The following is a 16,110-nucleotide window of genomic DNA, read 5'->3' as shown; positions in this document are numbered from 1 at the left end:
AAATAAAATTAAACCATCATAAATTATGACCATATAGACTTGCATATAATGTCTCTACTTACATACGGATTAGTAGTTTACTATTGGTTTATTATTCATTAATTGATAATGAATAATGAATAATTACCTCTTTCATAATTGATAATTAACAATAAATAATTATGGTCAAAAATAATTATCCATTATTAGGATAGGCAATAAAGCCGAATTCATTAATTATCAATTATCTATTATCCATTCGTAAACTAAGGGTATCGCTCAAAGCTATTTTATTCTCCCATGTCTATCCGGCTTTTATGGTAGCTTAGTCTACTTCATCAATATGAAAACTAATATAAATCCTCAGATAACTCCAATATTATTCCTATGTTTTGCAGTCTTCGATAAAATTTAATAATTACTAATAAACTCAGCCAAAAATAAATGTCAACACTATTACTGTGCATATAAAAATGGTAAAAATACAAAAAAAACGTAAATCTTGGCAAGAAAATATTTACTATATTTTTGAACATTCTGACCAAAGAAATTTTTTAAGCTTACTAGATGATTTAGTGATTACTATTTTCACGAGCATTAGTGTGAGTGCATTTATTTTAGAAACATCTCCCAGATTTTCAGAACATTATCCTGAACAATTAAAATTAGTCGAAATACTTATAACTGGATTTTTTACTTTAGAATATTTGATCAGAATCTGGATATGTACGATTAATCCTAAATATAATCATCCAATTTATGGTAGATTAAAATATTTAATTACACCCTTGGCGTTGATAGACCTTGTAGCTATTTTGCCGTTTTATCTACAAGTATTATTTCCGGGTTTAGAATTTATCAAATTTACTCTTTTACTGCGCTTATTTCGCTTATTTAAAATTAGCAGATATTCAGAATCACTGCGGACTATTCTTAAAGTTTTAGTGGCAAAAAAGGAAGAATTAATAGCTACATTACTGGTAGTAATTTTTGTCTTAGTTTTTGTCTCAAGTCTGATGTTTCTAGCAGAAAGTGAAGCACAACCAGAGAAATTTTCTAGTATTTTAGAGACTATGTGGTGGGGAGTAGTAACTTTAACAACTGTGGGTTATGGAGATGTTTATCCTATGACTCATTTAGGTAAATTATTGAGTGCTGCTGTAGCTTTTTTAGGTATTGGAATTTTTGGTCTACCAGCAGGTATAATTGCATCTGGTTTTGCTGAAGAAGTTCAAAAAAGACGGGTGAAAAAAATAGTTCATCCAGTAGGAAAAGATATTAAGGTAAGTTCGGAAAGTACAGTTGTACCACACCCAGATTTTAGACATCACCATCATCATACAAAACAAGAGCAACAAAAGGCGATCGCTAATTATATTGATGAGTCATCGGATATTATGAAACTTTGCATAGAAACAGCAAAGAAAAAGTACGGAAATTATTTTCAAAATGAGGAAATTATCAAAGATTTTGCCATGCTTCTTTATCAAGAAACAACCAGGAAATTTCACCGTTAATTATTAGACGAGGGAGTAGGGAGTAGGAAGTAGGGAGTAAGAAGTAATGCCAAGCGTCATAAATGTTTGTGACAAATAGTAGAAGTAATAAAGAAGGAATAAGGGGTCATTTCAGTTATCAGTTAGCCTCCTGCGGAGGAACTGCGTTAACAGTTATCAGTGAACCTCCGACTGAAGTCGGAGGCTTGAAATACTGAATTAAATATTTTTTTCATCCCCTTAAAAGGGGAGGCTTTAGACCTCATTTTTTGGTAAATATTAAATAAAATGGATAAACGATATAAGTAACTATCTAAAATAAATTAGATCAGCTATTTTTCAGCATATCTGATTTATCTCTACTTTTTTGTAGCATTCTTTTTTAAAAGTAGTATAAGGGGAAATAATACCATTTCTCAACAACTTTTATACATTTTTTTAAGCAGGGGAGTAGGAGAGTGGTGAACAGGAAACAGGAAAACAAAAATATAATCAAAAAGATAATCAAAAAGATCAAAAAAGATGGAATTTTTCAATTTATCGAATTGATAATTTTTTATTTTAGAAGTAAATCACAAATTAACATTTAACTGTCTTTTTAGAATTTGATAGTAAGCATTCAGCAGTCAGCTTTCAGCTAGCCTCCTGCGGAGGAGCTGCGCTAACAGCTTTTGAGATACATCTATAATTTACTGTCACAAATTATATGAGTTAATAACTCAGATTTGTGGTTTAAAATTTAGTAGAATAAAAAAATGCTATCTTCATCCATTAAAAAGCTAGGAGCTGAATGCTTACATTTGATATTACTTCTTCCTTTTTTTTCTTTCTTCCTTCTTCCTTTTTCCTTTTCCTTCTTACTTCTTCCTTCTTACTTCTTACTTATTACTTTAATAATCAATAGGTAAACCGTAATATTCAAGAGTTGAACTATCCTGGATAATATTTTGAGTAGAAGTATCTACTTGAATTTGACCAGACTGCAAAATTAAAGCACGTTCAGTTACTTTACTAACCCAGTTTAAATCATGGGAAGCAATTAAAATAATTTGCACTGGTAATTGTAAGATAATTTCAGCTAAGTTACGTCTCCATAAAGGATCTAGACCATTTGTCGGTTCATCTAATATTAAAATTTCTGGTTTTAATGCTAAAACTGCTGCTAAAGCTGCCAATCTTTTTTGACCTCCTGAAAGTTCATAAACAGAACGATTTGCATATTTTTCTAAACCAAATTGTACTAACAAATTCTCAGCAATTTCTGTAGCAGTTTCTGGCGATAAACCATAGTTCAGCGGACCAAAAGTTATATCCTCTAAAATAGTCGGCATAAATAATTGGTCATCAGGATTTTGGAAACAAAAACCTATCTGGCGACGTAGTTGAGATAAAGTTTTTTCTTGTAGGAGAATTCCTTGAAGCCAAATTTCACCAGATAAAGGTTTTTTCAAGCCTACTAAAGTTTCCATAAAAGTGCTTTTACCTGTACCTGTAGATCCTAACAAAGCAACTCTTTCTCCTGGTTTAATTGTCAATGAAAGACCCTGTAAAACAGGTTCATTTTGGGAATATTGAAATAATAAATCTTTGACATAGACTCCAGCTTGTGATTTGTCTTCTTGCATTTGATAAATAACTAATTATTAACACAGGAATAGGAATTTTATTAACTACTGATAAATATTAAGTAGTAGGTTTAGGAAATATTATAGCGGTTCTCATTTTAATCAGGTGCAGTATTTTTGTCTATTCCCTAATCTCTGTACTAACGATTTGTAGGGCTGAGGGAATATCTATTGCTTGATTGAATCTATATTACCTAATTGCTCATTAATATTGAGAATTCAATATTTGCCTATCCCAAGCATTTAATAACTTTCAAACTCTAGCTAAAAAAAATAATTCTGCAACAATCAAACTAACAGAAATTATCACAGATAGAAATAGATATATTAAATCAGAGCCAAATTGAATACCATTTCTAGAAGTAGAAGATACAAGATAATTTTCATTATTGAATACATTGCCATAACCACGCAATAACATTGCTTGATAAACTCGCTCCGCTTGTTGATAGCTTCGTACTAAAAGACTACCAGTAAGAGCAGCATAAACTGATAAATTTCTCCAACTAATTTTGCTCCTTTCAAAACCTCGTAATTTAGTAGCTTTCAGCATCATATTAAGTTTATGAGATAGTTCAAAAATATAACGATAAGATAAAAGCAACATATCAGTAATAATGGGAGAAATTCCCAGCCTTCTCATTCCTTTTACGGTTGTTAAAAATGAACTTGTACCGAATAAAATTAGACCAGTAGTCATAATGGCAAAAAAACGACTAACAATTAATATAACTGCCAGACAACCTTCTTGACGAATTGTCAAAAATCCCAATTGCCAAATAATTGTTTGACCAGATAGAAAAGGTAATAAAATAATTACTCCGAACAAAAAAAATCCTGGATAACGTAACCGACTTGCTAAAAATGATAAAGGCAGTTTTGAAATTCCATAAAGCATCACAGTTACTAAGAGCATCAATGGAATTAAATACCAACTATTAACTGTCGCAAAAGCAAACATCAATGTGATTAAACCAATCAGTTTATATCTCACATCCCATTGATGTATTGGGGAGTTTAAATTAGCATATTCATCTAGGGCAAATTTCATTACTGTAATAATTTTAAAAAATAATGCTATACAAACTTTGAAACTTCAATTATTAATTAATTAACACTTAACTCTTGTGGCCATATCCAATCAACCAAGAGAAGAAAAAAATCCTTTTAGAAAATACTCTTCTTTATAAGTAAGAGGTAATTATAGCAATTCCCAAAAAGCGTGAGGTACAAAATTTTAGGTTTGAGGGAACACTTAACTGGGAACAAAAAGACAAAAATACAACTGTACCTCATAAGCTTGGGAAATGCTATATTAATTGTTAATTGTTAATTATTAATTGTCAATTATTAATTATTCCCCTACTCAAACTAAGAAGGTAAAAGTTCTGGCATAACTCGATGCAAAAAACTGACAACCATTGCAGTTAAAATTCCTTCTATTCCCATCAAAGGAATATGAGAAATCATTAATCCATAAATAGCTGTTTGTTCTAATGAATTATCAAATCCAGAGGGAAGATTTGTAATAATTAAACTAAAAAATATCAAACTAGAAACCGCTATAGCACTAGCTCCAGCAATAAAGCCAAAAATTCTCATCGATAAATTTTCCCTAATTCCTTTTCCTAAAATATGACGTAATTGAAATATTTGATAAGCTAAAATTGCTGGTATCCCCATAATTAGAGCATTAATTCCTAAAGTCGTTAAACCACCATGTCCAAACATTATTCCCTGGAAAAATAAACCAATCAATATCGCTGGAAAAGCATAATAACCTAACACAGTTCCTAATAATCCATTTAATACTAGATGAACGCTCGCTGGTGGAATAGGAATATGAATACTAGAAGCAACAAAAAAGGCTGCCGTTAATAAAGAAGCTTTGGGAATACTGGCTTGAGGATTTGGTAAACGATTAATTTGGCGTAGAGAATACCAGGTAATTAAAGAAGTAAACCCATAACCACTAATACAAAGTTGAGCTGGCAGAATGCCTTCTGAAATATGCATTATGAAAATTTAAAATTAGACTGCTGAATGTTAAATATTTAGAGAAAAATTACCGAATTATTGGTAATGCTAAAAAAACAATTATTTTTGCAGCTTACCTCCTAAAAATTAAAATAGATTTATCAATTCGACCAAGAGAAGAAATGATATTTCCCGATCTTCAATCAAGAAGGGTTTTAACCAGAGGTAATTATCAATTATCCATTATCAATTATCAATTAATGAAATAGTGAGTTTTATTCGCACCTACCTACTTAATTAGAAATATTTTTCATGCTCCACTCTCCATTATTCATTAATAAAATATTTAGGGCTTCCTGATTAAATTTCAAAGCATTTACAGATAAAGTTTTTAGCCTTTTTATGTCTTGAAAAAGTACCTGGTTTTCAGCTCTTTATGTTCAAAAATTTAGCATCTTGGGCAAGACAATAGTTAAGCTAAAAAATTACTCCCTTACAGACGTTATATGCAACCTTCCTAGCTGCTCCCCTACTCCTTAAAAAAGACTTTTTTAGCAAACCCTATTTAGGACTACCGAATTATCAAAAAGGATTGGGTAGTGCAACCCCATCTTAATTGATGAAATGTTTTTGGAGGGTTGCTCAAAATTCCCTTGAAAAAAATAACTGCTAACTTTTGAATTCTTAATTCTTAATTCTCCTGTTGTGGTTGGTCTTGAATTCTAGATCGCCAGAAAAATAAACCAGTTCCGACAAAACCCCACATAACACAACCTATCATTAATCCTTTTTGCAGTGGGTTATAATCATTATATGTACTTGCTAAATAATAGTTACTGTTGCTGATTTTTTTATTATCATAATTGTGAGACTTGTCTACTTCAAAAGGAATACTAACTAACTCTCCATGACCAGCTTGACGCACCTTAATTTCCCAATATCCAGACTGAGAAGAATCAGGCGAAAAAATAAAATTTCCCTCCTGATCAGTTGTTCCTTTTAACCAAGGTTTATTAGGAGCATTAGGAGCATAAACTGTGACTGGCGCATTAGCTAAAGGAAGACCCGTATCATAAACAGCATTAATCTTAATTGATGGAGTAATTTGATGTTTAATTTTAACTCCATGAGCGATCGTTTTTCCCTGTAAACTCACTGCAGATAAAAACATTAAAGGAATAACGAATTGCCATTTCATATTTTACCTCTATTAATGGTTTAATTATTAGATAATGTTAATTCGGAGTCAAACGTAATATTTAAGAATTAAACGGAAATTTGCTGGATGAAATTTCCATTGATGTGTTTTTTACATCCTCCCTTGGGGGTAATGTTAGCTTCGATAATGCTTAAAAAGCTTGGCACTAGAGTAGGTTTTTCTACTTAACAAAAAAAGTTAATTTTCCTCTCCTGACTGCTTGAGACTAGCTAATCTCCTAAACGGTCGTGACTTTAAAAGCTTAGTTCACTTCGGCAATTAATAGGCGCGTAGTGAGTGAAGGGAATTACTCCAATTCACTCCGATACTCACTTCAGCAATTTTGCCATTTTTTATTGTGAAATAATTTCTTGTGGAATGGGATTTATTTTATAGAAAATCCTGAATTGCTCAAATTAACTTATTAGATTTTTATTTTTGATTTGTAATTTTTACAAGGAGAATTCCCTTGCTCGGTTTCTTTTGGACTCAAAACTCAGAAGCCTGAAGTCATAACTCAGGAGTTAGAAGCCAGATAGGGGAACTGTCGGATTGGCGACGTACAGAAGTTAAATTTGTAGCATGGACTATATTTGAGAATTTCCGTAACACTAATAGCGACTGTTTTATATTTGTATTGGCGTTGCTGAATAGCTGAATAAATGTATGATTTCTCAGGAGTCAGGAGTCAATTTGGTGTTGAGCATTATTGGCTGTCGCCGACATATTTGCGCAGCATTCCGTTTGCGTAGCATTCCCTTATACCATTTCTTAAAAACTTTATCTATTTCAGAGTAGGGGAGTGGGGGAAGGTAGGGACGTTTTGCTAACGCAAAGCTCCGCTTTATATGTCGCGTAGCGAAACGCTACGCAACATGTTTGCGTTAGCGCAGCTCCTCTGCAAGAGGCAGCATTCCGGAACGGAAAACGCATTTTTGCCTGTGCAACGTCCGTACAAACAAGAATAATTAATGCTAAATTACTTCAAACTAACAATAAAGTAATTACCTTAGTTTAATTATTTTAGGACTTACGCAGATACGCTATATATAGCGCTCAAAACTATTACGGAATAGTTTGTTAACTCTATAGATAGTACCTTTGCGTAAGTCCTGTTATTTAATAACTGAAGTTTGATCTAAGTATAGCGTTAATGCATGGGAATTGGTATTAGAAAGGAAAACCCGTAGCGGTGCGTAGCACTATCGCTACCCTTGCGACTTTATCTAAAATCTAAAAACTATTACGCAATAGTTGAATTAATTATCAACCTGCAATAGGGCATTTAGCTACCCACAACGCGCATTTTTCATGTCGGCGACAGCCGAAACGCTGTGCGACATGAAATCAGGACTTAGGCAGAGTCACTATATAGGACCCATTTGGTATCTATTTGTGTACTTAAAATGGGGGGTGGGGAGTGTGGGGAGTGTGGGGAGTGTGGGGAGTGTGGGGAGTGTGGGGTGTATTAGACCTCTCCTTTCATCCCAAATCCAATCAATTATTACCCATAAATTATCAATTACTTCTCGACTTGGACCTATTTTCTGGAGATACGCTTAGGGCTTCTATATATATAGCCTTCAAAAACTATAACGTTATAGATACATAGTGTTTAATATCATGTCCGGTGGTATCGGAGCGTGTAAAAGTTGGGGAAATATTTACCTAATTTAAGGTTTTTCCTTTTCTTCTTGCTTCTTCCTTCTTCCTTATCTCCTAGATAACTAAAGCCTTCTTCCTTCTTCCTTACCTTCTCACTTGCAATACCGATGCTACCGGACATGATATAAGACTCAAAAATGCGTAAGTCCTGGAAATTTGACATCTCCAGGGGTTGAAACACCCTGGATTCTGTGGTTAGTCCACCGCAAATGGGACGGGGCGTTTAAAGTACGGAAGTAAATTCCGCACGCAGCCCCTCATAAATCCACATTTGCTTCAAGCCTATCAACAGACTCCTATACTCCTCGACATAGACCCAAATCTAGCTGTGAGCTTACTTTTTTTGTAGCTTTCCGAGTGGTTTTACTCACGCTGGTTGGAGCAATAAATCGCTGCTCTAGCTGCCTGCTTGCTTTTCTAAGGGAATGCTGCGCAAACAGCCGTCGTAGGAAGCATCGTCCCCGTCTCCTGTCTGCCGGAATTTCACCGCACTAGCGCTCTTGTCATGGCGACAAACCTTGTTCTTACTTGCTATGGCTAGTATAGCAGAATTTTACTCCGCTTTATTACCCGCGTGTCGTTATTCAACCAGGGGATAAATCTTCCGGGAACTTTCCTCCCGCCATTTTTTAGGTTTAGCGACGGTGCGTAGCACTATCGCCACCCTTGCGACTTTATCTAAAATCTAAAAACTATTACGCAATAGTTGAATTAATTACTAACCAAAATAAGATGAAAGTCAGATAAATTAGAAGACAAAAATTATTAATCTAGATAGTTTTTGAATTTTTACCGAAAAATTAAGGTATAAAGCCTTCTATTTCAAGAGAAAAAGCGGTCGTTTTCGGAGCATGACCTTAGGATAGGATGGCGTTTTGCTTCGCAAAATATAAAGCCTTAGCGTTAGCACCGCTCCTCTGGAAGAGGCAGCGGGTCGGTAGGAGCTGGTCTTCCCGCTCTTACAGAGCCGCTCCGCTTTTCATGTCGGCGATAGCCTTTGCTTCCCACAACTTCGTTTTCATGTTCCGTAGGAAAACGCTGCACGACATATAAAGCGTTTCGGCTAAGAACCGACATGTTTGCGGAGCATTCCGTCAGGAAATGCGGAGCATAACCTAGGATAGCTTTGTGCCAGCAAAACGCCATATCCAATCGACCAAGAGAAAAGTGCTAGGAGATTTCCTTGTATTCAATCTGATGGTTTCAACCAGAGGTAATTATCAATTATCCATTAATTAATTAACGCTATGGCAATGACCTTCCCCCACATGACCCAAACTAGGCAAAATTGCTATAAATTTTTGGTAGTCAGTAGGAGAGAGTTGATTTTTTAATTTAGCCATATCCACCTCAACTTTTCCTGCTGTGGCGATCGCTGCGAGAGGAGCAAAACCTAATGCTCCTGTATTAATTTCGTCATCTGGAGTGGCACTATTATCACCAAAAATATGGTCAAAATGGAAAGTAGCTTCTAATTCAGCAGTATTTCCAGCTTCAAGAATACCTTTACGCTCATCCCCGACAAAATCTCCACAGGTAAATTCTAGTTCCTGGTCAATTTTTAGAGTAAAGGGTATGCTCTGACCATCTTTAGTAGCTGTGCCACTCATTAATAAAGAATAACCTTTTGCTGGACCTTCAGTTGCTTTGGGCATTTTCCAAGAGATAGCATTGTAGCGACCCGGAGGTGCAGATATTTCACTCACTAAAATAGTTTCTGCTGTTTCATTTCCTTCTGCCAAATCTACTATTTTGCTTTGAGCAAGAATAACTTTTTCTTTTGCTTCTGGTTTTCCTCCTGTTTCAGCTTTGTAGGGTGGATCTGTTTGATAGGCAGTAACTTCAACTAGGTTGACATAGAGTTGGTTAAATGTTATTTTCCATCCATCTTTAGTAACAAAGCCTTTTCTCACAAAGTCTTCTCCATTTGCATGGAGTTTGAGAGTACCTGGAGTTTTGTCATTTGTCTGAACTTGGTTGGCCTGATTTTGAGTCGTCTGGTTTTGACAACTACTTAGTAGAGCAGTAGGAGTCACAAAAGCTAGAGTCAATAGCGTTAACAGTAGTTTTCTGATCTTCATTTTCATTACTTTGATAGTGGCAAAGGTTAGGATGTTCAGAGTAAGTAATTATACATACTACTAACCATATATCTAACGTAATTATCTAGATATATTTTAGTTGGCCTTCTTGACTCATATATCCTTATGTATCCAGGAAACTACTTTCGAGCAAAATTAACAATCTCTAGGGGGGGCATCCCAATCAATTAATGAAAGGGGTAGGACTAAGGAAGACAACCTGATCAGGAGGACAAAGAAGATAATACAAAGGAAAAATCCTCTTTTGAGCAATTTCATATTTGTAAGTGAACTTTCATTGTCAGATTTTCCTCCCTTATCTACTTTCCGTCTTTGTCCTCCAAGTCTACTCAATACCAAAATTTTATAGCCCTAGGCACCAAGGTTAAGACATTCTTCTTTATAGAAGCCCTAAGCGTATCTTGGGCTTTGTTGCGAGTTTTTGGCTCAGGAGTCAGTCCTCAGGAGTCAGAAGTCAGGAGATTAAGAAATACTCAGAGGGGAAAAAGGTAGAAAAATGCCCCCACCTTCCCACACTTCCCACACTCCGCACCCCCATCATGTATAAAAAAATAAATACCTTCAGGGGTTCTATAGAAGCCCTAAGCGTATCTCCGCAAAGGTAAGGGTTTTTGCCAAAGGAGTCAGGAGATGGAGAATTCTAGAATAGAGGAAAAAGGTAGAATTTTTTTGACTTACTTCATCATCTCCCCCACTCCCCCACTCCCCTACTCCCCTACTCCCCTACTCTAATTTTAAATAGACCCCAAATGGGTTCTATATAGGACTACTATCAAGAAATGGTATTAATAGTAATTTGTTGGCACAATGTTAAACCGCCTCTTGTTGATAGGTAAGAAGCAAGAGGCATTTCTAGCAAAAATTTATCAAACTGATATAAAACCTTATTTAATATTTGAAATAAGATGGTGAAATTATTACCTTACTTCAGGGCAAATAACAAAAACTCATATATCAAAAATTGTCAATATTTTTCAGACCTATTACAATAGTCACTTGTCTTAGCATTAACAAAAAAAATTCACTCAACTAATATGATGAATCATTTTCGTTTTCTATCCTTATCTACCATTGTTGCTAGTTTAATTGCCATGAGTTCCTGTGCAAATACAACTACTCCGATCCCAGATCCTAACACCAGTCCTGGTGATTCAAATTCAGGCTTATATGATCCTCCTGGCACTACGATAAAAATCGATATAAATGATGCTTCAGACTCAGATTTAAAAAAATTAGCAATCAAGTTAAATATTCCTGATTTACCAGAAAAAATTAAACAAAATCGTCCGTACAAAGATATCAATGAATTAGCAGTAAAACAAGTTATTAGTCCTCAACAGTTAGACTTTGTTAAGAATGATATAACTGTAGCACAACCTAACCAATAATCAAACAAAAATTATAGCTGAAGTCAGAATTCAGAAGTTAAATTCTTACTCTGACTAAATTTGATATCCATAAAAATCTCCTAATAGTAATGGCGGCTATAATTTCAAAATAAGATTTTTTTTAATTTGTCAAACTTTCCCCTGCTAATCTTACTAGCATTTTAGCAGGGGTTGAGAACAAAGTATTCTTACATTTAGATTATCTATAGAAAAAGTTAATGTCTACTTTTCTTAAATAAAGGTTAAATTTAGGAAAAATTAAATTAATATTGAATAAACAGATTTATATAACCCAGAAGTTACAATTAACCAGAGAAATGTAAACTTAAAAGCCTAAAATGAGAGAACTTGACAATCAAAAATCTGTAGAGTTATTAAACTCTATTATGGAATTTGAACTTGCAGGTGTGGTGCGCTATACTCACTATTCCTTAATGGTGACAGGACCTAATCGCATACCAATTGTACAATTTTTTCAAGCTCAAGCCAATGAATCTTTACTTCATGCTCAACAAGCAGGAGAAATATTAACAGGTTTAGAAGGTCATCCGACATTAAAAGTAGCTCCAATTGAAGAAACATATAAACATTCAGTCAAAGATGTTTTGACGGAAAGTCTTAACCATGAAGCTAAAGCTTTAGAACTATATAAAAAATTCTTAGAAACTGTAGAAAACGCAAGTATATATTTAGAAGAATATGCTCGGACAATGATTGGTCAAGAAGAGTTACATAACATGGAAATAAAAAAAATGTTGCGTGACTATAGCTGATTAATTTGAGCTAGAGTAAATACATAATATCTGTTATAGCAATCCGCCTAAAAGATGTGAATATCTACTGAGAAATTACAGATTATTTAGGAGTCTAAAAAATAGAATTCGGATTGCTTCATTTTAATTAATCTGTGGTAAAGATGAGTCAGGATTAATAATCTAAGAATATAAATATTACTGAAATATAGAAAAGATTTGGAGATATATTTTTTGATTATTTAGGGCTTGCTGATTAAATATCAAAGCATTGACTTATAAAGGTTTGAGCAATTTTCTTCTGGAAAAAGTACCAGCTTTTTGCTTGATCAAGCGGAAAAAGTGAGCATTTTGGGTAGATTATGGCAGAAAAATCACTCTTACTATTCTTCTTCCTGTCTCCTCTATAATTCCCACTTCTCCTGACTCCTGTACGGGCGTTTTGCTATCGCACAACTCCGTTTTGCTAGCGCAAAGCTCCGCTAACGGCGCTTGAGCCGACATGAAAAACGCGGAGCGACATATAAAGCGGAGCTTTGCGTTAGCACATGGCCGTTTCGCTGCGCGACATGTTTGCGGAGCATTCCGTCAGGAAAACGCCCCTACGACTCCTGAGGACTACCCTTACCCATAAGACTTTTGAGCGCAAACCCTATTTACACAAAAGTCTCGAATTTTCACAATTCAGAAATTAGTTTTGCCAGAGGTATAGGAGTCAAAAGCATAGCTGAATAAAACTTGAAAACTTCAAACCTTTACCTATAAAGTTTTGACTAATACTGAATGCTATATAGCAATCCTAAATAGGGCTTGCTGATTAAATATCAAACCATTTACAGATAAAGGTTAAGTGCCTTTTTAGGTCTGGAAAAAGTACCTAGTTTTCCTTTATGCTCAAAAAGAAGCGCATTTTGGACGCATAATTGAGAAAAAAAAATTACTCCCCTATCCCTGAAAAAAGACTTTTTCAGCAAACTCTAAATAGGTCGCGGGTAATCAAAAAGTAGATAAAAAACTTTAAATCTCCCCCTGTTCCCAGTTAAGTCTTCCCTATTCCCTCCATACCTAAAAACGGTAAGGTTTTTATACACAAATAAAATAGGACTGCTATATATTAATCTTGATTAGGGGAAGAAGAAAAAGACTTAATCCACTTTTGACTAATACCCAAATCTAAAACAAGACCAACCACAGCAAAGGCCACTACACTCTCCATGGCTAATACCATTAAAGGCCATAAATCAAGAAGTCTGGCCTCAGAATTTAATCCCACATCAATTTGTCCCAAACCTCTGACAGAACCAAAGGCCACAACTGCTCCAGATTTAAGATGAGGGTTTCTATCCTGACGAATAATATAACGGTAAGTCACACCAAATAGAAATCCACTGATAAAAGCGATCGCGCCCTGAAATAAAATATTCCAGTCTAAAGTTATAATCCCTAAGTTTGCCAATAATTCCCAACTATGGCCCAAAATTAAGCTATTACCAAGGGCGATCGCGCCGAAAGTCAAAAATAGTGAGATACCAGCAAGAGTTCCTGCTTTGAGAGATTCAATTCTTTCTGCGAAGGTAAAATTTGATGAAGAGTTAACCATATCAGCTAAATTTTATATCTATTAATATTTTGTTCTATTTGATTTTCTCATAGTCAAAATGCCATAAATAAAATATTATAGGATTTGGAGTAAATTTTTCCTTTTTTTGAAAGCAGTTATGGATATTTTGTCATTAGGTTGGGTTTCCCTTTTAGTTGTGTTCGGCTTCTCTATTTCTATGGTAGTTTGGGGTCGTAACGGTTTCTAAAAATTAGGTATCAGTTTTAAGAAACTTAATTTTTGGTTGTGTTATAACACTAAACTCTTAATCTAGTAATAAATTCAAAGAAGGGATAGGCGATCAACCTATCCCTTCTTTGTTTATACATGAAAATTACTTAACAGGGAATTAAAAAATATGTTTTATCAATAGATATCTCCAATAAACATCTCCGGAAAATAAATAAACCTCTTAGTTAGAGCAGTTAAAGAAAGAAAAAGTTAACCATAAAAAATGATTTTTCCTGCCTTTTTCGTAAAAATATCTTACCTGTTCCCAGTTAAGTGTTCCCTACTACCGCAAAAAATCTATATCTTTTTCACGCCTAGGTCTAATAATCAAAAATAAAATCAATTATCCCGTAGAAATAATCAATTTTTCCCCTCCTGGGAGTATGGGTGGATCTCCCTACTTCTGTACAGGCGATTTCCGTTTGTCATGCTCCGCATTCATTTTTGCGACAGCATTAGGAACAAAATCCCCCCTACTCGCTCTTTTCCGGAGAGATATAATATATTGACATTGATTAATATTAAAAATATGAAGATTCAGTAAAGATAGTGATTAACTATTGCATTCTTAATTAAAAATATGAAGATTCAGTAAAGATAGTGATTAACTATTGCATTCTTAATTAAAAATATGAAGATTCAGTAAAGATAGTGATTAACTATTGCATTCTTGGAGTAGTTTGTCTTACTATTGTCAATAAGCAAATTTCTCTAGTTATGTTTTCGTCATAAACAATGAATAGTCTAAAAATCAAGACCGCTCATTCAAATATATTTGGTGATTGTTTCAACAAGCAAATTTCTTCACTAGAATACTTATTAAAAAGAATTATCCTAATCTATCGAATATAAAAATTCAAAAATTTAGCATTGATCGATCGGGCTATTGAATTGATAGAATCAATAAATCTTCCCGGTTGCAAGAAAGGAAAAGTAACTCCTATACAGGAAAAGATACTAGAAAATTTCGTCAAAACTACTGCGTTTTTTTTAAATCAATCAAAAGAATATTTGCTATTGTTAAAAATAAATAATTCGATTGAAGAAAAAGATGATTTAAGATTGATAATTGCTGCTGAAAGAGCTATTTTAAATTGTCGTATGGTTGTAGTTAATTTTTAATCCCAATAGAGTTGCTGAGAAGCAGATTGATTATTGTAATACCAATTAACTTGAAAGATGTCACAAATAGTTTCAAACTTTAGATGTGAAATAATTTCCTGAAATTACTGAAAACGTCAAACTTTCGATTCTATAAAATATTAAAATATTAATGTATGGCTTTTGACTTCTCTGAAACTGTCTAACTCACATTCCCCACCTCAATTTCTAACATTATAAAGTAGTATAAAAATACTAAATTTTTACAGAATAAAATTTAACTCCATATTCTGACTATATATTCTTCTAAAGTTTAATGGCACAAGATTTCAGAATTTAGATGAGTTTGTCGTGACTTCTGCTTAACTTCAAATATCTGGTCTAGTCCAGTTAGTTCTAGACAATATTTAACTGAATCATTCAAATTGATTAGATAAAGATTACAATCATTCTTCTTAGCTATACGACGCAATGCGAATAAAGTCATTAATCCATAATTATTAATAGAATTTAGACTCGCTAGGTCTACTACACAGCAATGTTCAGACCTAGTAGCTAGAATTTTTTGTAACTTTTTCTGTAGTAGAGAACTATTTTTTTTGTTAAAGTCATTTGAAGGACGAATTAATAGAGCCATGATTTTTTCTTACCTGCCTAATCTCGAACATAATATTATTGTATGGTGTTATTATGTATTTAATAAGTGACTTATTGAGGTATAATTAGTGATAATCTTGAGCTTTGTTAGTGATACCTTCGTTGAATAAATAATGATCTAGATCACCATTCATGTTAAAAAACATTCAGCATTTAGCATTCAGCTTTAAGCTTTCTTTTTAAGTAGGTAAGCGCGAATAAACTTAATTATGTAACGAAATATTAAAGCAGTTGAAACCGCTTGAGATTGCTTCCTTCCATTCTGTTTCAGTCGCTTCGGGTACTTTTCATTAATTGATAATTGATAATTGATAATTGATAATTGATAATTGATAATTA

Annotated in this window: 12 protein-coding genes; 5 read left to right on the top strand and 7 right to left on the bottom strand. The window is 33.9% G+C overall.

The annotated features are described in order from the left end of the window. Window positions 1–452: 452 nt before the first annotated feature. Window positions 453–1,496: an ion transporter gene (locus ACP6PK_RS24425; RefSeq protein ID WP_426563443.1), complete on the top strand. Its 1,044-nt coding sequence runs from the start codon at window positions 453–455 to the stop codon at window positions 1,494–1,496. Window positions 1,497–2,365: 869 nt separating this feature from the next. On the opposite strand, the gene ACP6PK_RS24420 is transcribed toward ACP6PK_RS24425, so the two are convergent. The 5 genes from ACP6PK_RS24420 to ACP6PK_RS24400 form a co-directional block, all read right to left on the bottom strand. Next, entirely contained in the window at window positions 2,366–3,100 is a 735-nt protein-coding gene (locus ACP6PK_RS24420; RefSeq protein WP_426563441.1) for an energy-coupling factor ABC transporter ATP-binding protein, read from the bottom strand. A gap of 253 nt (window positions 3,101–3,353) precedes the next feature. Beyond that, the gene (cbiQ, locus tag ACP6PK_RS24415; protein ID WP_094673983.1) at window positions 3,354–4,151 is read right to left on the bottom strand and encodes a cobalt ECF transporter T component CbiQ; all 798 of its coding nucleotides are present in this window, start codon (window positions 4,149–4,151) and stop codon (window positions 3,354–3,356) included. Window positions 4,152–4,471: 320 nt separating this feature from the next. Beyond that, window positions 4,472–5,116, bottom strand: a complete 645-nt coding sequence (gene cbiM, locus ACP6PK_RS24410; protein ID WP_426563438.1) for a cobalt transporter CbiM — start codon at window positions 5,114–5,116, stop codon at window positions 4,472–4,474. Between the two features lie 652 nt (window positions 5,117–5,768). After that, the gene (locus tag ACP6PK_RS24405; RefSeq protein ID WP_426563434.1) at window positions 5,769–6,275 is read right to left on the bottom strand and encodes a carboxypeptidase regulatory-like domain-containing protein; all 507 of its coding nucleotides are present in this window, start codon (window positions 6,273–6,275) and stop codon (window positions 5,769–5,771) included. 2,900 nt (window positions 6,276–9,175) lie between these two features. After that, window positions 9,176–10,021, bottom strand: coding sequence for a DUF4382 domain-containing protein (locus ACP6PK_RS24400; RefSeq protein WP_426563432.1), 846 nt, complete (start codon window positions 10,019–10,021; stop codon window positions 9,176–9,178). Between the two features lie 1,055 nt (window positions 10,022–11,076). On the opposite strand from ACP6PK_RS24400, the gene ACP6PK_RS24395 reads away from it, so the two are divergent. Beyond that, window positions 11,077–11,430 (top strand): hypothetical protein, encoded by a 354-nt coding sequence (locus tag ACP6PK_RS24395; protein WP_426563430.1) that lies wholly within the window; start codon window positions 11,077–11,079, stop codon window positions 11,428–11,430. Between the two features lie 338 nt (window positions 11,431–11,768). After that, window positions 11,769–12,203, top strand: a complete 435-nt coding sequence (locus ACP6PK_RS24390; protein WP_094670657.1) for a ferritin-like domain-containing protein — start codon at window positions 11,769–11,771, stop codon at window positions 12,201–12,203. Between the two features lie 1,093 nt (window positions 12,204–13,296). Here ACP6PK_RS24390 and ACP6PK_RS24385 read toward each other — a convergent pair. Then, window positions 13,297–13,782: a hypothetical protein gene (locus tag ACP6PK_RS24385; RefSeq protein ID WP_426563428.1), complete on the bottom strand. Its 486-nt coding sequence runs from the start codon at window positions 13,780–13,782 to the stop codon at window positions 13,297–13,299. Between the two features lie 118 nt (window positions 13,783–13,900). Between ACP6PK_RS24385 and petN the strand changes: the two genes are divergently transcribed. Next, window positions 13,901–13,990, top strand: coding sequence for a cytochrome b6-f complex subunit PetN (gene petN, locus ACP6PK_RS24380; protein WP_124144543.1), 90 nt, complete (start codon window positions 13,901–13,903; stop codon window positions 13,988–13,990). Between the two features lie 893 nt (window positions 13,991–14,883). Next, complete coding sequence (locus ACP6PK_RS24375; RefSeq protein WP_426563426.1) at window positions 14,884–15,135, top strand: hypothetical protein; 252 nt, start codon at window positions 14,884–14,886, stop codon at window positions 15,133–15,135. A 292-nt stretch (window positions 15,136–15,427) separates the two neighbouring features. On the opposite strand, the gene ACP6PK_RS24370 is transcribed toward ACP6PK_RS24375, so the two are convergent. Further along, entirely contained in the window at window positions 15,428–15,751 is a 324-nt protein-coding gene (locus tag ACP6PK_RS24370; RefSeq protein WP_094678343.1) for an STAS domain-containing protein, read from the bottom strand. Window positions 15,752–16,110 lie beyond the last annotated feature (359 nt).

Origin of the sequence: Dapis hubbardiae BLCC-M172 (assembly GCF_050016015.1) — a bacterium.
Lineage (GTDB): Bacteria > Cyanobacteriota > Cyanobacteriia > Cyanobacteriales > Microcoleaceae > Trichodesmium.
The sequence above is the reverse complement of the archived record's forward strand: the minus strand, read 5'-3'. Positions and strand labels throughout refer to the sequence as shown.